General features: G+C 56.0%; 21 protein-coding genes and 5 tRNA genes. 16 read left to right on the top strand and 10 right to left on the bottom strand.

Features of this window, described 5'->3' with window-relative positions; all coding sequences use genetic code 11:
- Positions 1 to 32 precede the first annotated feature (32 nt).
- Complete coding sequence (gene sbcB, locus FHC51_RS19630; protein ID WP_375373811.1) at positions 33 to 1,469, bottom strand: exodeoxyribonuclease I; 1,437 nt, start codon at positions 1,467 to 1,469, stop codon at positions 33 to 35.
- Between the two features lie 192 nt (positions 1,470 to 1,661).
- On the opposite strand from sbcB, the gene dacD reads away from it, so the two are divergent.
- The 4 genes from dacD to FHC51_RS19610 all read left to right on the top strand — a co-directional run bounded on the left by dacD (position 1,662) and on the right by FHC51_RS19610 (position 5,093).
- Positions 1,662 to 2,834, top strand: coding sequence for a serine-type D-Ala-D-Ala carboxypeptidase DacD (dacD, locus tag FHC51_RS19625; protein ID WP_220436736.1), 1,173 nt, complete (start codon positions 1,662 to 1,664; stop codon positions 2,832 to 2,834).
- Positions 2,835 to 2,955: 121 nt separating this feature from the next.
- Entirely contained in the window at positions 2,956 to 3,429 is a 474-nt protein-coding gene (sbmC, locus tag FHC51_RS19620) for a DNA gyrase inhibitor SbmC (protein ID WP_220436390.1), read from the top strand.
- A 102-nt stretch (positions 3,430 to 3,531) separates the two neighbouring features.
- Positions 3,532 to 4,590 carry an FUSC family protein gene (locus FHC51_RS19615; RefSeq protein ID WP_114386184.1) on the top strand — a complete coding sequence of 353 codons (1,059 nt, stop codon included), beginning with the start codon at positions 3,532 to 3,534 and terminating at the stop codon, positions 4,588 to 4,590.
- A 167-nt stretch (positions 4,591 to 4,757) separates the two neighbouring features.
- The gene (locus FHC51_RS19610; RefSeq protein WP_103180181.1) at positions 4,758 to 5,093 is read left to right on the top strand and encodes a DUF496 family protein; all 336 of its coding nucleotides are present in this window, start codon (positions 4,758 to 4,760) and stop codon (positions 5,091 to 5,093) included.
- A 109-nt stretch (positions 5,094 to 5,202) separates the two neighbouring features.
- Here the strand turns inward: FHC51_RS19610 and FHC51_RS19605 are convergent.
- Positions 5,203 to 5,278 (bottom strand) — tRNA-Asn (locus FHC51_RS19605).
- 193 nt (positions 5,279 to 5,471) lie between these two features.
- Here FHC51_RS19605 and FHC51_RS19595 point away from each other — a divergent pair.
- Both FHC51_RS19595 and FHC51_RS19590 read left to right on the top strand, forming a co-directional pair.
- Positions 5,472 to 6,947 carry an EmmdR/YeeO family multidrug/toxin efflux MATE transporter gene (locus FHC51_RS19595; RefSeq protein WP_103822472.1) on the top strand — a complete coding sequence of 492 codons (1,476 nt, stop codon included), beginning with the start codon at positions 5,472 to 5,474 and terminating at the stop codon, positions 6,945 to 6,947.
- Between the two features lie 80 nt (positions 6,948 to 7,027).
- Positions 7,028 to 7,103, top strand: a tRNA-Asn gene (locus FHC51_RS19590).
- A 48-nt stretch (positions 7,104 to 7,151) separates the two neighbouring features.
- Here the strand turns inward: FHC51_RS19590 and ldtA are convergent.
- The gene (ldtA, locus tag FHC51_RS19585) at positions 7,152 to 8,099 is read right to left on the bottom strand and encodes a L,D-transpeptidase (RefSeq protein ID WP_114314541.1); all 948 of its coding nucleotides are present in this window, start codon (positions 8,097 to 8,099) and stop codon (positions 7,152 to 7,154) included.
- A gap of 239 nt (positions 8,100 to 8,338) precedes the next feature.
- On the opposite strand from ldtA, the gene shiA reads away from it, so the two are divergent.
- The 3 genes from shiA to FHC51_RS19570 all read left to right on the top strand — a co-directional run bounded on the left by shiA (position 8,339) and on the right by FHC51_RS19570 (position 12,983).
- Complete coding sequence (gene shiA / locus FHC51_RS19580; protein ID WP_220436388.1) at positions 8,339 to 9,649, top strand: shikimate transporter; 1,311 nt, start codon at positions 8,339 to 8,341, stop codon at positions 9,647 to 9,649.
- 73 nt (positions 9,650 to 9,722) lie between these two features.
- On the top strand, positions 9,723 to 11,177 hold the full coding sequence (locus FHC51_RS19575) for an AMP nucleosidase (protein ID WP_114314543.1): 1,455 nt from the start codon (positions 9,723 to 9,725) through the stop codon (positions 11,175 to 11,177).
- 18 nt (positions 11,178 to 11,195) lie between these two features.
- The gene (locus FHC51_RS19570) at positions 11,196 to 12,983 is read left to right on the top strand and encodes an aminopeptidase P family protein (protein ID WP_220436387.1); all 1,788 of its coding nucleotides are present in this window, start codon (positions 11,196 to 11,198) and stop codon (positions 12,981 to 12,983) included.
- A gap of 81 nt (positions 12,984 to 13,064) precedes the next feature.
- On the opposite strand, the gene FHC51_RS19565 is transcribed toward FHC51_RS19570, so the two are convergent.
- A tRNA-Asn gene (locus FHC51_RS19565) sits at positions 13,065 to 13,140 on the bottom strand.
- Positions 13,141 to 13,459: 319 nt separating this feature from the next.
- Between FHC51_RS19565 and nac the strand changes: the two genes are divergently transcribed.
- On the top strand, positions 13,460 to 14,377 hold the full coding sequence (gene nac, locus FHC51_RS19560) for a nitrogen assimilation transcriptional regulator NAC (protein ID WP_103180170.1): 918 nt from the start codon (positions 13,460 to 13,462) through the stop codon (positions 14,375 to 14,377).
- A 96-nt stretch (positions 14,378 to 14,473) separates the two neighbouring features.
- Positions 14,474 to 15,424 carry an HTH-type transcriptional regulator Cbl gene (cbl, locus tag FHC51_RS19555; protein ID WP_103180169.1) on the top strand — a complete coding sequence of 317 codons (951 nt, stop codon included), beginning with the start codon at positions 14,474 to 14,476 and terminating at the stop codon, positions 15,422 to 15,424.
- 85 nt (positions 15,425 to 15,509) lie between these two features.
- Here cbl and FHC51_RS19550 read toward each other — a convergent pair.
- Positions 15,510 to 15,585, bottom strand: a tRNA-Asn gene (locus FHC51_RS19550).
- Between the two features lie 100 nt (positions 15,586 to 15,685).
- Positions 15,686 to 16,483 (bottom strand): DgsA anti-repressor MtfA, encoded by a 798-nt coding sequence (gene mtfA / locus FHC51_RS19545; RefSeq protein WP_103822467.1) that lies wholly within the window; start codon positions 16,481 to 16,483, stop codon positions 15,686 to 15,688.
- Between the two features lie 92 nt (positions 16,484 to 16,575).
- Here mtfA and FHC51_RS19540 point away from each other — a divergent pair.
- Positions 16,576 to 16,665, top strand: a tRNA-Ser gene (locus tag FHC51_RS19540).
- A 163-nt stretch (positions 16,666 to 16,828) separates the two neighbouring features.
- Here FHC51_RS19540 and dcuR read toward each other — a convergent pair.
- The 3 genes from dcuR to FHC51_RS19525 all read right to left on the bottom strand — a co-directional run bounded on the left by dcuR (position 16,829) and on the right by FHC51_RS19525 (position 20,372).
- Positions 16,829 to 17,554 (bottom strand): two-component system response regulator DcuR, encoded by a 726-nt coding sequence (dcuR, locus tag FHC51_RS19535; RefSeq protein ID WP_220436386.1) that lies wholly within the window; start codon positions 17,552 to 17,554, stop codon positions 16,829 to 16,831.
- Positions 17,551 to 19,164: a sensor histidine kinase gene (locus tag FHC51_RS19530; protein ID WP_220436385.1), complete on the bottom strand. Its 1,614-nt coding sequence runs from the start codon at positions 19,162 to 19,164 to the stop codon at positions 17,551 to 17,553. The genes dcuR and FHC51_RS19530 overlap by 4 nt, the downstream gene beginning before the upstream one ends.
- A gap of 134 nt (positions 19,165 to 19,298) precedes the next feature.
- Positions 19,299 to 20,372 carry a porin gene (locus tag FHC51_RS19525; protein ID WP_103822464.1) on the bottom strand — a complete coding sequence of 358 codons (1,074 nt, stop codon included), beginning with the start codon at positions 20,370 to 20,372 and terminating at the stop codon, positions 19,299 to 19,301.
- Between the two features lie 641 nt (positions 20,373 to 21,013).
- Here FHC51_RS19525 and drpB point away from each other — a divergent pair.
- From drpB to FHC51_RS19505, 4 genes are read left to right on the top strand one after another with little or no spacing between them, the layout of a single operon-like run.
- Positions 21,014 to 21,286, top strand: coding sequence for a cell division protein DrpB (drpB, locus tag FHC51_RS19520; protein WP_103822463.1), 273 nt, complete (start codon positions 21,014 to 21,016; stop codon positions 21,284 to 21,286).
- A gap of 41 nt (positions 21,287 to 21,327) precedes the next feature.
- On the top strand, positions 21,328 to 22,023 hold the full coding sequence (locus FHC51_RS19515; RefSeq protein WP_220436384.1) for a phosphohydrolase: 696 nt from the start codon (positions 21,328 to 21,330) through the stop codon (positions 22,021 to 22,023).
- Positions 22,024 to 22,072: 49 nt separating this feature from the next.
- Entirely contained in the window at positions 22,073 to 23,506 is a 1,434-nt protein-coding gene (locus FHC51_RS19510) for a DNA cytosine methyltransferase (protein WP_220436383.1), read from the top strand.
- Positions 23,487 to 23,978 (top strand): very short patch repair endonuclease, encoded by a 492-nt coding sequence (locus FHC51_RS19505; protein ID WP_220436382.1) that lies wholly within the window; start codon positions 23,487 to 23,489, stop codon positions 23,976 to 23,978. The genes FHC51_RS19510 and FHC51_RS19505 overlap by 20 nt, the downstream gene beginning before the upstream one ends.
- Here the strand turns inward: FHC51_RS19505 and yedA are convergent.
- On the bottom strand, positions 23,950 to 24,864 hold the full coding sequence (gene yedA, locus FHC51_RS19500) for a drug/metabolite exporter YedA (RefSeq protein WP_103822460.1): 915 nt from the start codon (positions 24,862 to 24,864) through the stop codon (positions 23,950 to 23,952). The two genes, FHC51_RS19505 and yedA, sit on opposite strands and share 29 nt — an antisense overlap.
- Positions 24,865 to 25,014: the final 150 nt, after the last annotated feature.

The following is a 25,014-nucleotide window of genomic DNA, read 5'->3' as shown; positions in this document are numbered from 1 at the left end:
TACATCGCCTCCGGTTTTTTTATGCCCTGAACTTACACAATCTCCTGCGCATACTGGTACAGCGCTTTCAACAGTGCCTGCTTCTCCGCATTGCCTTCGTACTCACCGTAGAGCATCTCCAGCTCCTGGGCATAAGCCTGTAAATATTCCGGCGTAAAGACGTTGCGGCGATGCTGCAACCAGCGCTCCTGCTCGGCCTCATCCAGCGTGCCGGGGAAGTTACGCGCGCGATAGTTAAACATCAGCTTCCGGATGCGCTCATCCACAAAGGTAATATCCAGTGCGGGCAGGTTGCGGGGATCGGTCTGCAAAACGATATTCATGGCATTGCGGTCCGCATCGCTGAAAAAGCCGTTATAGAGCTGGGCATCGACGTTCTCAGAAGGAATAAACGGCTCCGCTTCGGCGAAAATCGCCACCGCTTTTTCGCGCACCTGCGGGTTTTCGCGCAGCAGCTTCAGGTTAGCCAGGCAGTGTTGACGATTGATGCCCAACCGCTCGGCATCGATCGGGCGCAGGGTGTTGGCAGGCGCCAGCACCGGACATTTATTGATATGCACCAGCTTCAGCGGTACGGCGGCATCGTCGCCAAGCGCCTCTTTCGGCGTGTACAGCCGCTCGCGAAGCTGGTCGCTATCGAGCGTCAGCAGCGGGGTAATATCGCCTGCCAGATCCACCATAATCACCGCGTTGCGGTTTTCCGGATGCCAGGCCAGCGGGGCGACCCAACTGGTATTGCCTCGCCAGGCGCCAAACATCCCGGAGATGTGCATCAGCGGTTTCATCTGCGGCACATCAATCAGAGTGGTGAGCTTTTGCTTACTGCGATGGCTGAGCAAGTACTCAAACAGCTTCGGCTGCCGGGTCTTAACCAGCTTCGCCATCGCAATGGTAGCGTACACATCCGCCATGGCATCATGGGCGTTACTGTGTTCAATGCCGTTCGCGCGGGTCAGATGTTCCAGGCGGAAGCTGGGCAGCCCGTCGTCGTTTTCCGGCCAGTTAATCCCCTCCGGACGCAGGGCGTAGCAGGCGCGCATCACGTCGAGCAGATCCCAGCGCGAATTACGGTTTTGCCAGCTCCAGGCGTAAGGATCGTAGAAGTTACGGTAAAAAATATGGCGGGTCACTTCGTCATCGAAGCGCACGTTGTTGTAGCCCACCACGCAGGTGTTGGGCACGGTGAACAGGTCATGAATGCGACGGGCAAACTCTGCCTCATTTACCCCTTTCTCCCGGGCTTCCTGCGGGGTGATGCCGGTGACCATCACTGCGCCGGGCTGGGGTAAATAGTCATCGGCCGGTTTGCAATAAAACACCTCCGGCTCGCCAATAACGTTGAAATCTGCATCGGTGCGGATGGCAGCAAACTGAGCGGGGCGATCCAGCGACGGGCTGGTGCCGAAGGTTTCGTAATCGTGGAATAAAAATGTAGGGCGCGCGGCGGAGTCAGACACCAGTAATACCATCCTGTTTATGAGTGACACTGCTATGGTAAACCATCCGGCCAGGCACGCCGAAGAAAAAGCGCTGTCCACCTGCAAATTTGCGACCTGGCATCCGGTAAAAACCCGCGTGCTGTCACATTTTTTTGCAATTATTCCAGGTATCCAGCGGGAAACTTCCGTAAAAAGGGCAACGATTTTAAATGACCTGAGGATATACCGTTGAAACGCCGTCTGTTTATTGCTGTTTCTTTACTCACTTTGAGCATTTCATCCGCGCTGGCTGCCGACCCGATTAATTATGCGCCGCAGCCGCCAGCTATCCAGGCGGGTTCCTGGGTGCTGATGGACTATACGACGGGACAAATTTTAACGGCGGGCAACGAATATCAGCAGCGTAATCCGGCCAGCCTGACCAAGCTGATGACCGGCTATGTGGTCGATCGCGCGATCGACAGCCATCGCATCACCCCGGACGATATGGTCACGGTCGGTCAGGATGCCTGGGCCAAGGGCAATCCGGTTTTTGACGGCTCCTCGCTGATGTTCCTGAAAGCGGGTGAACGGGTCTCCGTGCGCGACCTCAGCCGTGGCCTGATTGTCGATTCCGGGAACGACGCCTGCGTGGCGCTGGCTGATTACGTGGCGGGTGGGCAGCCACAGTTCGTCAATATGATGAATAATTACGTCAAAAAGCTGAATTTGCGCGACACCCATTTTGAAACAGTACACGGTCTTGATGCGCCGGGCCAGCACAGCTCCGCTTACGATCTGGCGGTGCTCTCCCGCGCCATCATCCACGGTGAGCCAGCGTTTTATCATATGTACAGTGAAAAGAGCCTGACCTGGAACGGTATCACCCAAAAGAACCGTAACGGTCTGCTGTGGGACAAGTCGCTCAACGTGGATGGTCTGAAAACCGGACACACCTCCGGCGCCGGTTTTAACCTGATCGCCTCTGCTGTCGACGGCGAGCGCCGTCTGATTGCCGTCGTCATGGGGGCTGAAAGCCCAAAAGGCCGCGAGGATCAGGCGCGCAAACTGCTCCAGTGGGGCCAACAGAATTTCGATACCGTGCAGATCCTGCGTAACGGTAAGCAGGTGGGCAACGAGCGCATCTGGTACGGTGATAAGGAGCGTATTTCGTTAGGCACCGATCAGGACTTCTGGCTGGCGCTGCCTAAGGCGGAGCTGCCGAACATCAAGGCGAAGTATGTCCTGGATAAGAAAGAGCTCGAAGCACCGATTGCCGCCCATCAGCGGGTCGGGGAGATCGAACTGTACGATCGCGATAGAGTGGTAGCCCACTGGCCGCTGGTGACGCTGGAGAGCGTCGGTAAAGGTGGGATGTTCTCGCGGCTAAGCGACTATCTGCACCATAAGGCGTAGCGCATGGAGGAGCAGGCTGGCGACTGTGCGAGCCTGCTCGCATAATAGACAGGTCATTATTGTTAAACCGCTTTTTTCTGCATTACAGTGTATGTATATACAGTAAACAATCGGAGGCAGCATGGACTACAGCATCACGCACCAGAACAAACGCAAAATTGCTGGTTTTCATATGGTTGGCCCGTGGGAGCAAACCGTTAAGCAGGGTTTTGAACAACTGATGATGTGGGTGCAGGGGCGTCAGATCCAGCCGCTGGAATGGGTGGCGGTCTATTATGATAACCCTGACGAAGTGCCTGCCGAAAAATTACGCTGCGACACGGTCATCACCGTGCCGGACGATTTTGTTATTCCTCCCAACAGTGAAGGGGTGATCCTCACCGAAGTGACCGCAGGCGACTACGCGGTGGCGACGGCCCGCGTAGAAAACCATGATTTCGCCACGCCCTGGAACCTGTTTTTCGACAGTCTGCTTGAGGATGTCGATTACCAGATCGCGCCAAAAGCCTGCTTTGAACGTTATCTGAATGACGGTAACGCCGACGGTTACTGGGATATCGAGATGTTTATTCCGGTACAGAGCCGTATTGCGTAACGGTCCACTAATGCCCACTTTTAACAGGGTTTTTCTGCCGGGGAGCACTACTCCGGCAGAAAACGCAGTACAATCAGGGTTTGCCGTAAAGCTGGAGAGCGTGTGCGCCCCGACAAATCTCTAACGCCTTTTGAAATTCGACTGTATCGTCATTACCGCATCGTACATGGATGCCGTATCGCGCTGGCGTTTATCCTCACTTTTTTACTGGTGCGTCTGCTGGCCGTGCCGGAAGGGACATGGCCGCTGATCACCCTGGTGGTCATCATGGGGCCGATCTCCTTCTGGGGGAACGTCGTTCCGCGCGCGTACGAGCGCATTGGCGGCACCATTCTGGGCTCGGCGCTGGGGTTAATTGCCCTGAAGCTGGAGCTAATCTCTCTGCCGCTGATGCTGGTGTGGTGCGCGGCGGCCATGTTTCTCTGCGGCTGGCTGGCACTGGGCAAACGCCCCTATCAGGCGCTGCTGATCGGCATCACCCTCGCGGTGGTAATTGGCGCGCCGACCGGGGACATGCAGACTGCCCTGTGGCGAAGCGGTGATGTGATCCTGGGCTCGCTGCTGGCGATGCTCTTTACCGGCATCTGGCCGCAGCGGGCCTTTTTGCACTGGCGTATCCAGATGGCGAACTACGTTACCGCCTTTAACCGGGTCTATCAGGCGGGCTTTTCCCCCAACCTGGTGGAACGACCACGGCTGGAAAAACACCTGCAAACCATCCTCAATGACGTGGTAAAAATGCGCGGTCTGATCACCCCGGCCAGCAAAGAGACCCATATTCAGAAAGCGATCTTTGAAGCGATCCAGACCGTGAGCCGCAATCTGGTCTGCATGCTCGAGCTACAGATCAACGCCCACTGGTCCTCCCGGGCCAGCCATTTTGTGATGCTGAATGCCCGGACCTTAAAAGAGACGCAGCAGATGACGCAGCAAACGCTGCTCACCATTGCCCATGCGCTTTATGAAGGCAATCCGCAGCCCATACTGGCGAACACCGAGCGGCTGAACGAAATCGTTGCCGAGCTGCGTCAGCTGATCAACGATCATCACAATGAAAACGTGGCGGAAACGCCCATACACGGCTATGTATGGTTGAGCATGGAACTTGCTCGCCAGCTGGAATTATTGTCGCATCTTATCTGCCGGGCATTGCGCAAATAAAAAGCGGCTATGCAGGGTTCTGTTGTCTGCTGCTTCGATTCAGCAGAAATTGAGGTTATGATAGGGACAAAGGAAAAATTATTGTCATCAGCAATCGCTGTCAGTAAGGTTAATGCTATCGCGGTTGTTTAAACGAATCCGAATCTCACATTATCAGGGGTGTAAAAATGGAAACAACTAAGCCTTCGTTCCAGGATGTTCTGGAGTTCGTCCGCCTGTTCCGCCGCAAGAACAAACTGCAACGTGAAATCCAGGACGTTGAGAAGAAGATCCGTGACAACCAGAAGCGCGTTCTGCTGCTGGACAACCTGAGCGATTACATCAAGCCAGGCATGAGCGTTGAAGCAATCCAGGGCATCATTGCCAGCATGAAAAGCGACTACGAAGACCGCGTAGACGACTACATCATCAAAAACGCCGAGATCTCTAAAGAGCGTCGCGAAATCTCTAAGAAACTGAAAGTGATGGGCGAGATGAAGCACGCTGAAGCCAAAGGCGAATAAGTACCGCTGAAAAGGCTAAGCCCTCCGACCTGTCGGGGGGCTTTTTTTATCCCCGGTTTACCGAACCCGGAAAAGCAAAAAGCCTGCTCGAAAGCAGGCTTTTTAAATTTGGCTCCTCTGACTGGACTCGAACCAGTGACATACGGATTAACAGTCCGCCGTTCTACCGACTGAACTACAGAGGAATCGTTGTGGAGCGTTATCTTAGCGGCGAAAAAACTTTTGTCAAACCTGATCTTAGTCCGATTCGATCAACTGCCGATTCTGTCACCAGTTTGTCGTAATTACCTACATATTTTTGTGGGAAATACTTTGCAGGATCTGCATTTCTCCCTCATTATTTGAAATGTAGTTTCAACTTTCTCTCTAAGGTCCATTTTGAACGTCACCTCCGCTTTACGCCAGGCCGTGATGCGCACGCGCTGGTATAGCAAACGTAAGAGCTACAAAGTTCTCTTCTGGCGCGAAATCACCCCCCTTGCCGTGCCTATCTTTCTGGAAAATACCTGTGTACTGCTGATGGGCGTGCTTAGCACCTTCCTGGTCAGCTGGCTCGGTAAAGAGGCGATGGCGGGCGTGGGGCTGGCCGACAGCTTCAATATGGTCATTATCTCTTTCTTCGCGGCGATAGACCTGGGTACCACGGTGGTGGTGGCTTTTAGCCTGGGTAAGCGCGATCCACGCCGGGCCCGGGCTGCCGCCAGGCAGTCGCTGGTGATCATGACCCTGTTCTCCATTGTGCTGGCAGCGGTGATCCACTATTTCGGCGAAGAGATTATCGATGTGGTGGCCGGCGATGCCACCGGAGAGGTAAAAGCCCTGGCGCTGTCGTATCTCGAAATGACGGTGCTCAGCTACCCGGCCGCGGCGATTGCGCTGATTGGCAGCGGGGCGCTGCGTGGGGCAGGGAATACCAAAATTCCGCTGCTGATAAACGGCGGAATGAACATTCTCAACATTTTAATCAGCAGCGTGCTGATTTACGGGCTTTTTTCATGGGACGGGCTCGGTTTTATCGGAGCCGGTCTTGGTCTGACCATCTCCCGCTACATTGGCGCCATCGCCATTATTGTGGTGCTGGCGGTTGGTTTTAACCCGTCGCTGCGCATCAGCCTCAAAAGTTATTTCAAGCCGCTTAACTTTGCCATTATCTGGGAAGTGATGGGGATCGGCGTACCCGCCAGCATTGAATCGGTGTTGTTCAACGGCGGCAAGCTGTTGACCCAGATGTTTGTGGCCGGAATGGGTACCGACGTGATCGCCGGTAACTTTATCGCTTTTTCCATTGCGGCACTGATCAACCTGCCGGGTAACGCGCTGGGTTCCGCCTCCACCATTATCACCGGTAAACGGCTCGGGAAGGGGCAGATAGGTCAGGCGGAGCGCCAGCTGCGCCATGTTTTCTGGCTCTCGACAATCGGGCTCACGGCCATTGCCTGGGGCACGGCGCCGTTCGCCAGCCTGATGGCGTCGTTCTATACCCATGAACAGGATGTAAAAGATGTGGTGGTGATCCTCATCTGGCTGAACGCCGCCTTTATGCCGATCTGGGCGGCGTCGTGGGTGCTGCCTGCCGGGCTGAAAGGGGCGCGGGATGCCCGCTTCGCCATGTGGGTTTCTATGCTCGGGATGTGGGGCTGCCGCGTGGTAGCGGGGTATACCCTGGGGATTATGCTGGGAATGGGTGTGGTAGGTGTCTGGCTGGGGATGTTCCTCGACTGGACAGTACGTGGCGCACTGTTCTACTGGCGAATGGTCAGCGGACGCTGGCTGTGGAAATATCCGCGGCCTGTGCGTGAAAATGTGGCGGCGATCCCCGCAGAACGGATAGTGAATGCGCAAAGTGGGGAATAAATCGGCAAACGATGCAAAATCTGCATTCTGCCTTTGACAACGCCAGGTGGCATCGCTAATATTCGCCCCGTTCACACGATTCCTCTGTAGTTCAGTCGGTAGAACGGCGGACTGTTAATCCGTATGTCACTGGTTCGAGTCCAGTCAGAGGAGCCAAATTTAAAAAGCCTGCTTTTAAAGCAGGCTTTTTGCTTTTCTGAGTCGTTACTGAGAAATAGTCACCAGCGGCGTGTGCACCGCTCCGCTCACGTTCACCGGCATCCCCGACCGACGCTCCAGCGCCCCGTCAACCTTCACGGCATCCACATCCGCACCGTTGAGCTGCGCGCGCAGTCCTGCCGTCATGGGCAGCGGGACTCTGTTGGTAGACTCAAATTCCGCGCGATTACGCGACAGCGGCTCATGCACTTCGACCCAACGACTGCCGTCCGGCTCAGTGGTGACTTTAACCGGCTGATCGATAAGCTGCACGCGCGTTCCGACCGGGACATTGTCGAACAGGTATTTGATATCGTCATTACGCAGACGAATGCAGCCCTGGCTCACGCGCAGCCCGATACCAAAGTTTGAATTGGTGCCATGAATTGCGTACAGCCTGCCGATATAGAGCGCATACAGCCCCATCGGGTTGTCCGGCCCCGCGGGCACAAACGCAGGCAGAGTCTTGCCCTCTTTGGCGTAGGCCCGACGGGTGTTTGGGGTTGGCGTCCAGGTAGGCCCGTCCTGCTTGCGCTCGACGGCGGTTACCCAGTTACGCGGCGTCTCGCGCCCGGCTTCGCCGATACCGATGGGGAAGATCTCAACGGTGCTGCCCCCTGGCGGGTAATAATAGAGGCGCATCTCCGCCACGTTAACCACAATCCCCTCACGCACGGTTGCGGGGAGGATGAGCTGTTGCGGCACTACCAGCTGTGTACCGGGTTGAGGCAAAAACGGATCAACGCCCGGATTCGCCTCCAGCATATTACTGAGCCCCTGCCCGTACTGGGCCGCAAACGCCTCCAGCGGCAGTTTGTTGTCATGTGGAACGGTGATCACCTGCGAGGCCCCCACCAGACGACTCCCTTCAGGCGGCAACGGATAACTCACCGCCAGCGCACTCTGACTGACCAATAAAGCAGCAATAAAGCCCAACTTCATCATACGACGCATTATTCCCTTCCTCTGTCGCTCCGCGTATCTGACAAGCATAGCCTTGTTGCTGCGTTTATAGCCAGTTAACAAACCATCATTTCGATTAATATCACCCGTTTACCTCACGCGGGGATAAAATCGTTTTCACCCGTCCGCTGTCGCGGTAGTCTCATATCCGTCGCCGTTTTCAGGGCGACCGCAACGTGAGCGATATTCTTTCTAATACCTATAAAAAAATAACGTCAGACAGGATCACTATGGATACCACCCTCGCCTCCTCGCCCCCCGACGGGGCTATACCATCGCTGCATCGCGCGCGCCGCGCGGCCCTCGGCAGTTTTGCCGGTGCGGTAGTCGACTGGTACGATTTTTTGCTCTACGGCATTACCGCCGCGCTGGTTTTTAACCGTGAATTTTTCCCCCAGATTAGTCCGGCGATGGGCACGCTCGCCGCCTTTGCCACCTTTGGCGTCGGTTTTTTGTTCCGCCCGCTGGGCGGGGTGATTTTCGGCCATTACGGCGACAAGCTGGGCCGCAAGCGAATGCTGATGCTGACGGTCTGGATGATGGGCATCGCCACGGCGCTGATTGGTCTCCTCCCCTCTTTTGCCGTTATTGGCTGGTGGGCGCCGGTTCTGCTGGTGACCCTGCGCGCTGTGCAGGGCTTTGCCGTCGGCGGCGAATGGGGCGGCGCGGCGCTGCTGTCTGTCGAAAGCGCTCCGGCGCGGAAAAAAGCCTTCTATAGCAGCGGCGTACAGGTGGGTTATGGCGTAGGTCTGTTGCTCTCTACCGGGCTGGTATCGCTGATCAGCACGCTGACCACCGACGAACAGTTCCTGAGCTGGGGCTGGCGCATCCCGTTCCTGTTCAGCATTGTGCTGGTGCTGGGGGCACTGTGGGTGCGTAACAGGATGGATGAGTCTGCCGAGTTCGAGCAGCAGCGGCAACAACCTGCAGAGAAGCGTCGCCTGCCGGTGATGGATGCGCTGATCCGTCATCCGGGGGCGTTTTTGAAAATTATCGCCCTGCGTCTGTGCGAGCTGCTGACCATGTATATCGTCACGGCTTTTGCGCTGAGTTACTCCACCCAGAATCTCGGCCTGCCCCGAGAGCTGTTTTTAAATATCGGCCTACTGGTGGGCGGCATCAGTTGTCTCACTATTCCCTGCTTCGCCTGGCTGGCGGACCGGTTTGGCCGCCGTCGGGTCTACATCACCGGGGCGTTAACAGGCGCATTGAGCACCTTCCCGTTCTTTATGGCCCTCGAAGCCCAGTCCGTTTTCTGGATTGTGGTGTTCGCCATTTTGCTGGCGAATATCGCCCATGACATGGTGGTGTGTGTCCAGCAGCCGATGTTTACTGAGATGTTTGGCGCGAGTTACCGCTACAGTGGCGCTGGGGTTGGCTATCAGGTGGCGAGCGTGGTAGGGGGCGGTTTTACGCCGTTTATTGCCGCCGCGCTGGTAACTTTCTCCGGCGGTGACTGGCACAGCGTGGCGATCTACCTGCTGGCCGGGTGCCTGCTCTCCGCCGCCACCTGCCTGGTGATGAAACCGGCCGCTACCTGATCTCACTTTTGTTTCACATACAGGTGACATACTATCGGATAACGCCGTACACCTGTGGAACAAGGAGACAGAGATGAATAATAAGGACTCCAGCCTGACCCCGGCTCAGGCACTGGACATGCTGGATGCGCTGTACGACCAGGCGGTTAACGCCCTGCGCAGCGCTATCAGCGACTATATCAAAGACGGAACGCTCCCCGATGCAGAGGCCAGAATGAATGGCCTCTTTGTTTATCCGTCACTTTCCGTGACCTGGGATGGTAGCGCCACCAATACGCCGAAGACCCGCGCCTATGCGCGATTCACCCACGCTGGATGCTACTCCACCACCGTCACCCGTCCAACGCTGTTCCGCCCTTACCTGGAGGAGCAGCTGACGCTGCTGTATCAGGATTACGGCGCCCACATCACCGTGGAGCCCTCGCGCCATGAGATCCCCTACCCGTACGTTATCGATGGCTCAGAGCTGACTTTGGACCGCTCCATGAGCGCGGGCTTAACGCGCCACTTCCCGACCACCGAGCTTTCGCAGATCGGCGATGAGACCGCAGACGGGATCTACCACCCGGCAGAGTTTTCCCCGCTGTCGCACTTTGATGCCCGCCGGGTCGATTTTTCGCTGGCGCGTCTGCGTCACTACACCGGCACCCCCGCCGAACACTTTCAGCCATTTGTGCTGTTCACCAACTACACCCGTTACGTGGATGAGTTTGTCCGCTGGGGCTGCAGCCAGATCCTCGATCCCGACAGCCCGTACATTGCCCTCTCATGCGCGGGCGGGATCTGGATCACCGCCGAAACCGAAGCCCCGGAACAGGCCATTTCTGACCTGGCGTGGAAAAAACATCAGATGCCCGCCTGGCACCTGGTCACCGCCGAAGGTCAGGGCATCACTCTGATTAATATTGGTGTGGGCCCGTCGAACGCCAAAACCATCTGCGACCACCTCGCGGTGCTGCGCCCGGACGTCTGGCTGATGATTGGTCACTGTGGCGGGCTGCGTGAAAGCCAGCTGATTGGCGATTACGTGCTCGCCCACGCCTACCTGCGTGACGACCACGTGCTGGATGCGGTGTTGCCGCCGGATATTCCGATCCCAAGCATCGCCGAAGTGCAGCGGGCGCTGTACGACGCCACCAAAGAGGTGAGCGGTATGCCGGGAGAAGAAGTTAAGCAGCGGTTGCGCACCGGCACGGTTGTTACCACTGACGACCGTAACTGGGAGCTGCGCTACTCGGCCTCGGCCCTGCGCTTTAACCTGAGCCGCGCGGTGGCGATTGATATGGAGAGCGCCACCATCGCCGCCCAGGGTTATCGCTTCCGCGTGCCCTACGGCACCCTGCTCTGCGTTTCCGATAAGCCGCTGCACGGGGAAATTAAACTTCCTGGCCAGGCAAACCGTTTTTACGAGGGGGCGATCTCCGAGCATCTGCAGATTGGCATTCGCGCTATCGATCTGCTGCGCGCCGAAGGGGATAAATTGCACTCGCGTAAACTGCGTACCTTTAACGAGCCGCCGTTCCGCTGATCATAAAAAAGGAAAGTTATGCAAACCACCTCACCGCTATTCACCCTGCGCCAGTGGCTGGAAACCCAGGCGCTGGATGGCATTATCGTCCCCCGCGCCGATGCCTTTCAGAGCGAATATTGTCATCCTCATGACGATATTCTCGCCTGGCTGACCGGCTTTGACGGCTCAGCGGGGCACGCCCTGATCCTGCGCGATCGCGCCCTGCTGTTTGTCGATGGACGTTATCAGGTTCAGGCCCGTGAACAGGTTAATCTGGCCGAGATTGAGATCCTGCATCTGCACAACGATCCGCTGGCAGACTGGTTGCAGCAGAACATGAACCCCGGGACGCGTATCGCCTTTGAAGCGATGCTGATGACCCAAACCCAGTATGAAGCACTCAATGCCAGTCACTGTGAGCTTGTCGCCCTGAATGCATCGCCGTTTGATACCCTCTGGCAGGATCGTCCGGCCCCGCCTGTCGGGGCCATCCGCGAAATGCCGGTGGAGATCAGCGGTGAAAGCAGTGCCGACAAGCGCCAGCGCGTGGCCGCCATTCTGGCAGGACAGCATGCCGATTATCTGGCCATCACCCAGCCGGATAACATCGCCTGGCTGTTGAACGTACGCGGCAGCGATATTCCGACGAGCCCGGTACCGAACTCGTTTGCCCTGCTGAGCCGCGACGGTGCGGTGACGTGGTTTGTCACGCCTGAAAAAAACCGCGCGCTTCCAGCCCTGCTACTGGAGAGCCTGACGCTGGTGCCTGAATCTGATTTTCTGTCGCAAAGCCAGCAGCTGTGCGCCGGTAAGCGCGTGATGGTGGATGCCGATTCCGCCCCTGTCGCCCTGCGCTTTGCCGTTGAGCCGCAGGGGGAGATCGTCTGGCACGCTGACCCGATCACCGCAATGAAAGCGCACAAAAACCCGATTGAGCTGGCGGGCTACCGCGACAGCCACCATCAGGACGGGGTGGCATGGGTCAACTTTCTTGCCTGGCTGGCGCACGAAGTGCCCCGTCGCGAAGCCTCTGGTCAACCTATTACCGAGCTGGAAGCCCAGGCGCAGCAGCTTCTCTTCCGTGAGCAGCGACCGGGCTTTATCGAGCAGAGTTTTGCCACTATCTCCGCCTCTGGTAGCAATGCGGCGATGTGCCATTACCACTCCAGCGAACAGACGAATGCGGTCATTACCCGCGACCACTTTTATCTGAACGATTCCGGCGGGCAGTATCACAACGGCACTACCGACGCCACGCGCACGCTCGCTTTCGGCCCACTGAGCGCTCAGTGTCGTCTGCACTATACCGCCGTGCTGAAAGGCTTTTTATCGCTTATTTCCCTGCAATTCCCGTCCGGAACCTGCGGGCATCAGATCGATGCGTTCGCGCGGCGTGAGCTGTGGGAGCTGGGGCTCGATTTTGATCACGGCACCGGGCACGGCGTGGGCCATCAACTGTTGATCCATGAAAATCCGCAGCGTATTGCGAAGAAGGTTAACCCCTGGCCGCTGGTGGCGGGAAATATCATCACCATCGAGCCGGGCTACTATCTGGCGGATGCGTATGGTATTCGTATCGAAAACCAGGTGGAGGTGGTGGAGAGCGTACCGGGCTTCTGCCGCTTTGCGTCGCTGACGCTGGTCCCTATCGACCTGAGTCAGGTGGATCTGCATCTGCTGAGCGAAAAAGAGATTAAATGGCTGGATGAGTACCACCAGCAGGTGCGTGAGGCGCTCTCGCCGCACGTTAACAGTGAGGCGCGTCCATGGCTGATCTCGGCCACGGCGCCGGTGCGCGTACACCGCCAGGGGATCATTAAGTAATGACGGCAGCCTTCGGGTTGCCATTTTTTGGACTGTCCCGGAAAAGCAAAAAGCCTGCTTTAAAAGCAGGCTTTTCAAATTTGGCTCCTCTGACTGGACTCGAACCAGTGACATACGGATTAACAGTCCGCCGTTCTACCGACTGAACTACAGAGGAATCGTGTGAACGGGGCGCATATTATCGACGTGGGTCGCCGTTGTCAAAGGGTGATCTTCTCTGTTTGACTCGTTTGCTGACAAAATCAGCAAAGTGATGTTTTCCCCAGCGGATTGCACGTTTTTGGTGCGGATATACCCCGAATGGGGCAGATCATAAACCGCTGTTTCACTTTAAAAAGCGACGGCAGCAATTGGATTTCCTTATTTTCAGCCGCTTAGCGGACATATCGGACCTCTTTTTAAAACTGGCAAGCATCTTGCAAAACCCTCTGTACATTCGCGCCGGAACCGGCAACGCATTTCGTACAGGGGGCAACATGAACTTAAGACGACTGAAATACTTCGTAAAAATCGTCGATATCGGCAGCCTGACCCAGGCCGCTGAAGTGTTACACATCGCACAGCCGGCACTGAGCCAGCAGGTGGCCACTCTGGAAGGTGAACTCGATCAGCAACTGTTGATCCGCACGAAACGCGGCGTGACCCCTACCGAAGCAGGCAAGATCCTTTATACCCATGCACGCACTATTTTGCGCCAGTGTGAACAGGCGCAGCTGGCGGTGGGCAATGTCGGGCAGACGCTGACCGGCCAGGTTTCGATTGGCCTGGCACCGGGTACGGCGGCCTCGTCTGTAACCATGCCATTATTACAGGCGGTGCGCGCAGAGCTGCCGGAAGTACTGGTCTACCTGCATGAAAACAGCGGCGCGGCGCTGAACGACAAATTACTCAGCGGACAGCTGGATATGGCGGTGCTCTACGATCGTTCTCCTGTGGCGGGGATCACCAGCCAGCCGGTGCTAAAAGAAGATCTCTATCTGGTAGGGACGCGGGATTGCCCGGGTCAGAGCGTCGATTTAACGGCGGTGGCCGAGATGAATCTGTTCTTACCGCGTGATTATAGCGCCGTGCGTTTGCGCGTCGATGAAGCCTTCTCGCTGCGCCGTCTGACGGCGAAAATCATTGGCGAGATCGACTCCATTTCTACCCTGACCGCGGCCATTGCCAGCGGAATGGGGGTGACGGTGCTGCCGGAATCGGCTGCGCGATCGCTCTCCAGTGCCGCTAACGGCTGGATGGCGAGAATCAGCTCGCCGTCCATGAGCCTGCCGTTATCGCTTAACGTCTCGGCCCGCGGCTCGCTGTCACCGCAGGCGCAGGCGGTGAAAGAGATCCTGATGTCGCTGGTAAGCCGCCCGTCGCTGGAGAACCGCGAGCTGCAGCTGGTCAGTTAATATTCCATAAAAGCATAAGTTGCGGGTTTTTATTATTTGTTTACACGGCGAACGCACTTTAACAATAGCGTCATGTCAGTTTCGCCGGAGTGAACCGTGAATTTCCAGCAGCTTAAAATTATCCGTGAGGCGGCCCGTCGGGATTACAACCTGACCGAGGTCGCCAACATGCTCTATACCTCTCAGTCGGGCGTCAGCCGCCATATCCGCGAGCTGGAAGAGGAGCTGGGCATTGAAATCTTCATTCGTCGCGGCAAACGTCTGCTGGGAATGACCGAGCCCGGCAAAGCGCTGTTGACCATTGCCGAACGTATTCTCAATGAAGCCAGCAACGTGCGCCGTCTGGCAGATCTCTTTACCAACGACGCCACCGGCGTGTTGACTATCGCGACCACCCACACTCAGGCTCGCTACAGCCTGCCCCCGGTGATCAAGGCGTTTCGGGAGCTGTTCCCGGATGTGCGCCTGGAGCTGATTCAGGGTACGCCCCAGGAGATAGAGATGCTGTTGCAAAACGGCGGGGCGGATATTGGCATCGCCAGCGAGCGTTTAAGCAACGATCCGCTGTTGGCGGCGTTCCCGTGGTTTCGCTGGCATCACAGCCTGCTGCTGCCGCCCGATCATCCGCTGACGCAGGTCTCTCCGTTGACGCTCGAGGCTATCGCAAAATGGCCCTTAATCACCTATCGCCAGGGTATCACCGGGCGGTCACGCATTGACGAGGCCTTCAACCGCAAAGGGCTGACGCCGGATGTGGTGCTCAGCGCCCAGGACTCCGACGTGATTAAAACCTACGTCGAGCTCGGGCTGGGTATCGGGCTGGTGGCGGAACAGTCCGGCGGCGAGCACGAGCAGGGGAGCCTGGTGCGTCTTGATACCCGTCATCTTTTCGATGCCAACACCGTGTGGCTGGGGCTTAAGCGAGGGCAGTTGCAGCGCAACTATGTCTGGCGCTTTATCGAACTCTGCAACGCCGGGCTGTCGGTAGAGGAGATCAAACGTCAGGTCATGGAGCCGGAAGAGGTGGCGATTGACTACCAGATATAGCCAGATTAACCCTGCGTTGCGGGGTTTTAACGGTGCGAAATAGCAAAAAGCCCGCTTAAGTTTCCTTAAGCGGGCTTCTTTAATTTGGCTCCTCTGACTGGACTCGAACCAGTGACATACGGATTAACAGTCCGCCGTTCTACCGACTGAACTACAGAGGAATCGTGTGAACGAGGCGCATATTAATGGCCTCGCTATTTTGTGTCAACACTAAATTCAACGCACTGATTCAATTGATTAATTATGACACAGCCTGCTGTTTTAGTGTACTTGCACGGCGGAATCTTCGCCAGGTCCTTCATTTTCACGTAAACGCTGTAGCGGGTCCTGCTGGTAAAAGTGGCAAAAACGCTGCCACAGGGCCGGGAAGCGCGGAGCGAAAAGTTCGGGTGCGCTGAAGAAATATTCCGACAATACCGCAAAGCACTCGGCGGGATCGGTGGCAGCATAGGCGTCGATACTGGCCGCGCTTTCGCCTACCAGATCGATCTCATCCTGAATATTGTTCATGGCGGCGTGCAGGTCGTGCTCCCAGCCTGCCACTTCACGCAGGGGAATAAAGGGAACGCCGCTGGCGCGGTCGCCGTTACGGGTATCCAGTTTGTGGGCCACTTCATGAATGATGAGGTTGAAACCGGAGGCATCGAACGAGTCCTGAATATCCAGCCAGTTGAGGATAATCGGCCCTTGCTGCCAGCTTTGACCGGACTGCACCATCCGCTGATTGTGTACCAGCCCGATCTCATCTTCCCATTCATCGTCCACCACAAACGGTGCCGGATAGATCAGAACTTCATGGAAACCGTCCAGCCACTCGATACCCAGCTGCAGTACCGGCAAGCAAAAGAGCAGGGCAATGCGGGTGCTCTTGCGATCGTCGAGCTCAAAACCCTGCAAGGGAACCAGGCGTTTTTGCTGTAAGAACCGTATGGCAAGCTGTACCAGACGCGATTTATCCTCATCTGATAAAGTAGACAGGACGGGGATTGCCAAGGCCTCTTCCCACGGCAGCGCCGCGCTTCGGGCGGATTCATTCGATTTCCAGGGCCACTTAATCATCGCTTTGCTCGCAAACTCGTCACTTGAACAAAATTGAACGGTTATGGTCTGTTAAAATGCCAAATTACCCGGCATGATGGCAACATCAAAACGGAGAAATGCCGGAGCGGCTGAACGGACCGGTCTCGAAAACCGGAGTAGGGGTAACTCTACCGGGGGTTCAAATCTCCCTCTCTCCGCCACGCAGCCTCTTCCGTCACATTTTCCGCACGTTTTCTCGTCAGAGATCTTTTACGCTGGCTACCTTATCATCCCACTTATGTGGAGTAATAGCCCTTTACTGCCTCAAGACAATATATGTGAGCTAAATCAGGATGTTTATCCGAAGAGGTTGAAGTGCATGTATTACTCCTGGTGGCAATACTGTCTGAGCAGGGCAATCTGCTCGGGCCGCAAGCGATAGCGATAGACCGGCCGACCGGTCGCCCCGTAGTGGATGCTGGTGTGCAAAATGTTGACCTGCGCCAGCCAAATCAGGTATTTGCGGCAGGAAACTCGCGAGATATTAACTGCGCCAGCCAGTTCGTCGGTGGAGGACTCCGTTCCCGGATGCGCATCAATCCACAGGCACAGCGTACGCAGCGTCTGCGGGGTTAACCCTTTCGGCAGGCGACGGCTGTCTGCCAGCGCCGGTGCACCGCCACGCAGAAGCCGGTCAACAACAGCCTGGTCATAATACTGATGCGCTTCCATCAGCTGCTTTTTTTCACGCCAGCCCTTTAGTGCCTCTTCGAAACGCGGGAACTGAAACGGTTTGATCAGGTAGTCCACCACGCCATAGTGCATGGCCATTTGAATGGTGGCACCATCAGAGGCCGAGGTGATCATAATGACGTCTGTTTTGCGCCCGGATGCCCGGATAACCGGCAGCAGGCTCAGGCCATTGTCGTGCTGCATGTAAACATCCAGCAGGATCAGGTCAACCTGCCGGGTAGGGGAGTGAAGTATGGCCCCGGCTTCTGCCAGGGAAGTGGCCACGCCGCAGCAGCAAAAACCCTCAACCCGGTTGACGTACTGGCGGTTAAGATCGGCCACCATGGCATCGTCATCAACAATTAAAACATGTATCACGCGCTATTCCTTTCACTCTCCCAGGGGAGTTGCACAAAAAACTGGGTAAATACGCCCGGTTCCGATTCAACGGCGATCTCTCCGCCCAGATTCTCGATCTGCTGACGGGCCAGGTATAACCCCACCCCTCGGTTTTCCCCTTTAGTAGAAAACCCTTTGCTAAAAATGGCGTGCAGATGTTCCGGGGCGATACCCGGAGCATCGTCACTCACCTCGGCGCTAAGCCAGCCCTGCTGATAGTGCAGCAGCAGACCGATTTCGCCCTCGGGCTGGCCAGTCATAGCATCAAGCGCATTTTCAATCAGATTACCCAGCACGGTAATCAGCCCGGCGACCTGCTGCGCATTGGGATTATCCGGTACCTGACTGGCATCGGAGAGCGTCAGGCGAAACCCCAGCTCTCTGGCGCGATTGATTTTACCCAGCAGAAATCCTGCCACTACCGGCGATTTGATGTTGCGCTGTAGCGTGCCGACATCGGTCTGCCAGGCGTTGGCGGTCGACAGGACATACTCTTCCAGTCTGGCATAGTGCTTCATATGCAGCAGACCAAGTATCACATGCAGCTTGTTCATAAACTCATGGGAGTGGCTGCGCAGCGCATCCAGATAGTTCACCATACCGTCCAGCCGTTGCAGGAGCTGGCTAATCTCCGTCTTATCACGAAACGTGGTGATGGCGCCCATCAGCTGATTATCGCTCCTGACGGGCAAGGTATTGCAGAGCAATAACCGGCCGTGGCAGTTGAGCTCCTGGTCCTGGCGAGCCATGCCGCTACGCAACACCTCGCGCAGGTTTGCCAGCAGCGGTTCCTCGTGCAGAGCCTTGCTGCTGGCGCTGATATTCAGGATCTGCCGGGCGGCATGGTTGACCATCGTTACACGCCCCTGCTGATCCACGGCGATCACCCCTTCACGCAGGGAGTGCAGCATCGCCTGACGTTGCTCCAGCAGGGCTGAGATTTGATAAGGCTCCAGCCCAAACAGAATGCGCTTAAGCATCCGCACCAGCCCCCAGGCACCGAGCGCCCCCAGCAGCGCGCTGAACAGCACCAGCCAGATGGCATCCCAGCGATTACGGGCGATCTGCTGCTCCACTTTATTCAGTGAGATCCCCACGGCAACGACACCAATTTGCTGATGGTGTGCGTTATACACTGGGGTAAATACGCGCAGCGCCTCGTCGAGCACGCCATGATTGATCGCGACATTCTCTTTATCCTCCAGCGCAGGCCGCAGATCGGCCCCAATAAAGGCTTTACCGAGCAGGGCACTGTTGGGATGAGAATAGCGGATCCCCTGCATATTGGTGACGACGGCAAACAGCAGATTATTACGCTGCATCACTGCCATGGCGACAGGCTGAATAATGTTGCTCTCCGGCGGGAGGGATAAGCCGCGGATCACCTCCGGGCTGTCGGCCAGGGTTCTGGCGACCGCGAGGGCGGTATCCCGCACGCCATCACGGGTGGCGCGGGTGATTTGTGCAAAATAGAGAACAAAAATCACCAGTAATATTGCACCCGTTACACCGTACACCATCAGCGTGACCAGCGTGTTCAGTTTCATTGGGCGCTTGTGCGTGAGGGGAAGGGGCGGCAAATCGCGCATTGAAACTCCGGCAAATAGGGAAAGGGGGGCATTATCGCTGATGGGCGGGATTTGTAAAAGCGATGTAAATCTGGCGGCGACAGAAAGCAAAAAGCCCGCTTTGCAGCGGGCTTAAGAGCGTTTGGCGATCTCAATCAGAACTGGTAAACGATACCCAGTGCGAACTGGTCGTCAGCATGTGCGCCAGTAATGCCTGCTTCATCTTCATCCAGCAGGTTGAATTTGTACGCAGTATAAACGTTCATGTTTTTGTTGAAGTAGTACCAGGTACCCAGTTCAACATAGTTCACCAGGTCGGCATCTACGCCGCCATGACCGTTACGAGCATACAGGTCTTTGCCCTGGGAGTAGACGTAGCCCAGAGAAGGACGCAGGCCGAAATCGAACTGATACTGCACCACGGCTTCGACGTTGCGGGTTTTGTTAGCGAAACCGGCATCTCCCGCCCAGGTCATATTACGGGTTTCACCGTACATCACCGCAGCATAGAGGTTGTTGGCATCATACTTCGCTGCCAGTGACCAGATTTCTGCGGTATCGCCGTAGCCGTCAGCAGTCTGCCTGTTGGTACGGTCAGACTTACCGTATACACCTACGAAGCCGAAGCCATCGAAGTTGTAGGCCAGCGAAGTGCTGTAGCCGTCACCGTTGGATTTTTTCATATCACGATCGTTGTTTTTACCCTGGTACTGCAGAGCAAAATCCAGACCCTCAACGGCGCCGAAGAAGTCGGTGTTGCGATAGGTCGCCACGCCGGTGGTACGCTGAGTCATAAAGTTATCGGTGTGAACCCAGGAGTCACCGCCCCATTCCACCAGCATATCGGTGTACGCACCTGCATCGTACGCTACGCCGTAGTTACGGCCATAGTCGAACGAACCATAGTCACCGAATTTCAGGCCTGCAAACGCCAGACGGGTGCTCTCATCCTGCTCGCCTTCCGGGGTGCTGGCGTTCAGGTTGTATTCAAACTGGCCGTAACCGGTCAGCTGGTTGCTAATCTGCGTTTCGCCTTTGATACCGAAACGGGCATAGGAGGTATCGGCATTCTCGCTGTTGCTATCATCGGTCTTGTCCCAGATACGCTCGCCGACCATTTTTCCGTACAGGTCGAATTTATTGCCGTCCTTGTTGTAGATCTCTGCCGCATTAGCCGCGCCAGCGCATAATAAAACAGGGACAAGAACTGCCAGAACTTTTCTTTTCATTATATATTCCTTTGTATGTGTTTTCTTCATGAATATACGTAATCCCCTCCGGGTTACAGAGGTAATACTATTTCAGGGCAGGTTTTTGCTGTTTAAAAATAAATGTAACTAAATTATTTAGATTATTTCAAAATATTAATATAAATGTCTTTATCTGTTTATTTTATTAATTTTAAATAAATATAGGCGATGATTATTGATATTTATATCAATCAGTTATTGGTTGTATAAACTTATTGGGTTGATTTATGTTTGCGCGAAGGAGAGAAGAGAATAAAAAAAGCCCGATAATATTATCGGGCTAAGATAAGGGTAATTTAAGGGTGTTTAATCATGAAACGACAAAAAAGCTCATAACGTCGTTATCATTGCACAATTATAAGCGTGAGAAAACAGGTTTATCTGGATAAAGAGAGTGAAAAAAATAGCGCAATATAATTGCTTTCCTGCTTCCTCTCATTCGCGCATAAGCGAAGCAGCGCAATAAACAGGCACGCTTAAAAATTGCGTAAGATCAACTTAACGCAAATTAACAGCATAAAATCTGCGTAGGAAAGTGCATTAGATAGAAAAATGTGATTTATTTCACATTTTATATTATTGGTGTGAATGTAGTGGTCTTGCTGCGCTGAGAGGACAACATGGCAAAGAAAAACGTTCGCAGCCTGGGAGGCAAACTTGCCCTGTGGGTCTTTTATGCCTTTTGCGGCTACTTCCTCTGGGCGATGGCGCGCTATGTGTGGGTCGTCAGTAAAGTCAGTTCGGTATCAGGTTCGATGATTCAATGCGATCCCGGCTCAACAGCCGGCAAGTGGCTGGGAGGCCTGTGCGGCTTTCTGGTGCTGAGTGTTGTGGGGGCGATCCTCGGTAGCATTGCCTGGTATACCCGGCCGCGTGAAATGTCAGATCGGTAAAGAATTGCTATTGTACAGCTTTTCACTTTATGGAAAGCGCTATGGAACTTGTGCAGTGGCAGCAACGTTTTGAAAACTGGCTGACGGCGCATCACGCCAGCGATGATACTGCCCATGATATCTCCCATTTCCGTCGTGTCTGGAACACCGCAAAACGCCTCATGGCAGACCAGCCGGTCGATGCGCTGACGATCCTGGCCGCCTGTTATTTTCACGATATTGTCAGCCTGCCGAAAAATCATCCGCAGCGAGGCCGCTCGTCGCAGTTGGCAGCGGACAAAACGATCGCCATCCTGCGTGAAGACTTTGCCGATTTTCCTGCCGCGCATTACGCCGCCGTTCACCATGCTATCGAAGCGCACAGCTTCAGTGCCGGCATTGCGCCGCACACGCTGGAAGCGAAAATCGTGCAGGATGCTGACAGGCTGGAAGCCCTGGGTGCGATTGGCCTGGCACGTGTGTTTGCCGTCTCTGGCGCGCTGGGTGTGCCTCTCTTCGACCCGGAAGATCCCTTTGCCGATGAGCGCGAGCTGAACGACCGCGCCTTTGCGCTTGACCATTTTCAGACCAAATTGCTGCGCCTGCCGCAGACGATGCAAACCGCCGCAGGGCGTGCGCTGGCGCGCCAGAGCGCTGACTTTTTAATTCAGTTTATGGCCCGGCTGAGTGCCGAACTACGCGGTGATTACGAAGGCACCGACGGTGCGGTGTTACAGCGTTTCCGGGAAAGTCTGTAAAGTCTTTCTGTGTTACTCTCTGTTAACCCCTTTTGGCCCGGTTAAATGTATGCAGGAAAATGTATCAGTGATGGAGTCCGCGCTTTTGCTGGCAGAAAAATCAACGGCGTCAGTTCAGGCGTTATTGTGCCAGCTGCTGGAAATTTACGATGCCAGAACGCTGGCACATCTGCTGAATGCTCAGGGCGAGAGTCACTGGAGCCCGGCAATCATTAAACGGCTGGTGACCAGTGAGCGGGCAGGGCGGCGTCTCAGCGACGGCGAATATAGCGTGTTGCGAAACCTGCTGCCTCGTCCGCCCGCCTGTCATCCTCACTATGCTTTCCGCTTTGTCGATCTCTTCGCCGGTATCGGCGGTATTCGCCACGGCTTTGAGGCGATTGGCGGTCAGTGCGTGTTTACCAGCGAATGGAACAAACACGCGGTGCGTACCTATAAAGCCAACTGGTATTGCGATCCTGACACGCATCAGTTCAACGAAGATATTCGTGAAGTGACGCTTAGCAACCAGAGCGGTGTGACGGACGAAGAGGCGGCGCAGCACATTCGTGACAACATTCCCGCCCATGACGTGCTGCTCGCGGGCTTCCCGTGCCAGCCGTTTTCTCTGGCGGGGGTGTCGAAAAAGAACGCTCTGGGCCGTGCACACGGTTTTGCCTGTGATACCCAGGGAACGCTCTTCTTCGATGTGGCGCGCATTATCGATGCCCGGCGCCCGGCAATTTTCGTCCTCGAAAATGTTAAAAACCTGAAGAGCCACGACGGGGGCAAAACGTTCCGCATCATCATGCAGACCCTGGATGAGCTGGGGTATGACGTGGCAGATGCCGCTGACAGCGGTCCGGACGATCCTAAGATCGTTGACGGTAAATATTTTCTGCCGCAGCACCGCGAGCGCATAGTGCTGGTGGGCTTTCGTCGCGATCTCAACCTGCGCGGTAATTTTACGCTGCGGGATCTCCCGGGGCTGTGGCCGACCCGCCGCCCGACCATTGCCGATCTGCTTGAGCCCGTGGTGGACGCCAAATTCATTCTCACCCCGGTACTGTGGAAGTACCTGTATCGTTATGCCAAAAAGCATCAGGCGAAGGGCAACGGTTTTGGTTTTGGGATGGTCGATCCCACCAACCCGCACAGCGTCGCCCGCACGCTGTCGGCACGCTATTACAAAGATGGCGCCGAGATCCTGATTGACCGTGGCTGGGATAAAGCCCTTGGCGAGCGCGATTTCGATGATGCCGAAAACCAGCGCCACCGTCCGCGCCGTTTGACGCCGCGGGAGTGCGCGCGACTGATGGGATTTGAAACCCCGCAGGGCTACGGCTTCCGCATTCCGGTATCGGATACCCAGGCCTATCGCCAGTTTGGTAATTCGGTGGTCGTGCCAGCTTTTGCAGCCGTCGCCCGGTTGCTGGAGCCGCGCATTTTGCAGGCAGTTGAGAAACGCAAGGCTGAGGCCGCGAATGGCGGACGTTCACAATAAGGCCACCCGCAGTAAAAATATGCGCGCCATCGGCACGCGGAATACGGCTATCGAAAAACGGCTGGCCGGCCTGCTTACGGAGGTCGGTTTTGAGTTTCGCGTGCAGGATGCCGCCCTTGCCGGACGGCCTGATTTTGTCATCGACAGCCATAAGTGTGTGATCTTTACCCACGGCTGTTTCTGGCATCGTCACGACTGCTATCTGTTTAAAGTCCCGGCGACCCGCACCGATTTCTGGCTGGACAAAATTGGTAAAAACGTCGTGCGCGACGCGCGGGATATCACCCTGTTGCAGGAGCAGGGCTGGCGGGTCCTGGTGGTGTGGGAGTGCGCGCTGCGCGGCAGAATGAAGCTCGATGACAGGGCGCTCACCGAGCGGCTGGAAGAGTGGATCTGCAGCGGCGGTAACACCGCGCAGATCGACACGCAGGGCATTCGCCCGCTTACGGTTTCTCCGCCTGACACGAGGTAACCACCGGTTTTGCTGGCAGCAGGTACTTGCCGAGCGTCACCAGCACCACCGCCATAATAATAATCCCCAGCGCCAGCCACTCTATCGCTGAGAGCGATTCCCCGCCAAGACCCGTACCCAACAGGACGGCCACCACCGGATTCACATAGGCATAGCTGGTGGCGACCGCCGGTGAGACATTGCGGATCAGGAACATATAGGCGTTAATCGCGATCACCGAGCCGAAAATCGCCAGATAGCCCACCGCCAGCCACCCTGAGAGGTCGGGCAGGGCGGTCATTTTCTCCCCCGACAGCAGGGATGCCGCCAGCAGCACGATCCCGGCGGTAACCATCTCAATGGCGCCGGCCATCATCCCGGAGGGCAGTTCAATGCGCGAGCCGTAGACCGAACCAAACGCCCAGCTCATCGAGCCAATCAGGATCAACACCGCTCCCCAGGGATTGCCGCTGAGATTACCGCCGCTGTTGAGCAGAATAATGCCCGCCATCCCGATGGCGATCCCCAGCCACTCCAGCTTGCGTGTTTTGATGCCAAAAAGACGGCTGAAGCAGAGGGTGAACAGTGGAACGGTGGCCACCACCACCGCGGCGATACCGGACGGCACATTCTGATGCTCGGCGACGGTGACAAAGCCATTGCCCACCGCCAGCAGCAGGACGCCAATCAGGGCGGCATTGAACAACGGACGCAGCGGCGGCAGTTTATGGCCGCGCAGGAGAAGAAACGCCAGCAGCAGCGCCCCCGCAGAGAGGAAACGCACCCCCGCCATCAACAGGGGCGGCCAGCTTTCCACCCCAATGCGGATGACGAAATAGGTGGAGCCCCAGATGATATAGAGCGCAAACAGGGCGCCCGCTAATGGTAAGACTTGCCTGAAACGCATACTCCCTCACGGCGTATTAAAAAGGTGGCATATAGTTAACGTGAAAACTATCACGCTGGCGAGTCCTTTAATTGTGTCGATGATGTGAAGAATTTGTTGACATATACGGGGTGGTTTCGAGGTTGGCGGTTTTACTCCATACTATTGTGG

The organism is Leclercia sp. EC_58, from assembly GCF_019584355.1.
Classification (GTDB): Bacteria; Pseudomonadota; Gammaproteobacteria; order Enterobacterales; family Enterobacteriaceae; genus Enterobacter.
The sequence above is the reverse complement of the archived record's forward strand: the minus strand, read 5'-3'. Positions and strand labels throughout refer to the sequence as shown.

What these genes read in the sequence shown, in the direction of transcription:
- FHC51_RS19570 (WP_220436387.1), top strand. Translation starts at nt 11,196, where the DNA reads ATGCAAACCACCTCACCGCTATTCACCCTGCGCCAGTGGCTGGAAACC.
- FHC51_RS19525 (WP_103822464.1), bottom strand. Translation starts at nt 20,372, where the DNA reads ATGAAAAGAAAAGTTCTGGCAGTTCTTGTCCCTGTTTTATTATGCGCT.
- shiA (WP_220436388.1), top strand. Translation starts at nt 8,339, where the DNA reads ATGGATACCACCCTCGCCTCCTCGCCCCCCGACGGGGCTATACCATCG.
- yedA (WP_103822460.1), bottom strand. Translation starts at nt 24,864, where the DNA reads ATGCGTTTCAGGCAAGTCTTACCATTAGCGGGCGCCCTGTTTGCGCTC.
- FHC51_RS19510 (WP_220436383.1), top strand. Translation starts at nt 22,073, where the DNA reads ATGCAGGAAAATGTATCAGTGATGGAGTCCGCGCTTTTGCTGGCAGAA.
- drpB (WP_103822463.1), top strand. Translation starts at nt 21,014, where the DNA reads ATGGCAAAGAAAAACGTTCGCAGCCTGGGAGGCAAACTTGCCCTGTGG.
- sbmC (WP_220436390.1), top strand. Translation starts at nt 2,956, where the DNA reads ATGGACTACAGCATCACGCACCAGAACAAACGCAAAATTGCTGGTTTT.
- mtfA (WP_103822467.1), bottom strand. Translation starts at nt 16,483, where the DNA reads ATGATTAAGTGGCCCTGGAAATCGAATGAATCCGCCCGAAGCGCGGCG.
- FHC51_RS19575 (WP_114314543.1), top strand. Translation starts at nt 9,723, where the DNA reads ATGAATAATAAGGACTCCAGCCTGACCCCGGCTCAGGCACTGGACATG.
- FHC51_RS19530 (WP_220436385.1), bottom strand. Translation starts at nt 19,164, where the DNA reads ATGCGCGATTTGCCGCCCCTTCCCCTCACGCACAAGCGCCCAATGAAA.
- ldtA (WP_114314541.1), bottom strand. Translation starts at nt 8,099, where the DNA reads ATGCGTCGTATGATGAAGTTGGGCTTTATTGCTGCTTTATTGGTCAGT.
- FHC51_RS19515 (WP_220436384.1), top strand. Translation starts at nt 21,328, where the DNA reads ATGGAACTTGTGCAGTGGCAGCAACGTTTTGAAAACTGGCTGACGGCG.
- FHC51_RS19610 (WP_103180181.1), top strand. Translation starts at nt 4,758, where the DNA reads ATGGAAACAACTAAGCCTTCGTTCCAGGATGTTCTGGAGTTCGTCCGC.
- FHC51_RS19505 (WP_220436382.1), top strand. Translation starts at nt 23,487, where the DNA reads ATGGCGGACGTTCACAATAAGGCCACCCGCAGTAAAAATATGCGCGCC.
- nac (WP_103180170.1), top strand. Translation starts at nt 13,460, where the DNA reads ATGAACTTAAGACGACTGAAATACTTCGTAAAAATCGTCGATATCGGC.
- sbcB (WP_375373811.1), bottom strand. Translation starts at nt 1,469, where the DNA reads ATGGTATTACTGGTGTCTGACTCCGCCGCGCGCCCTACATTTTTATTC.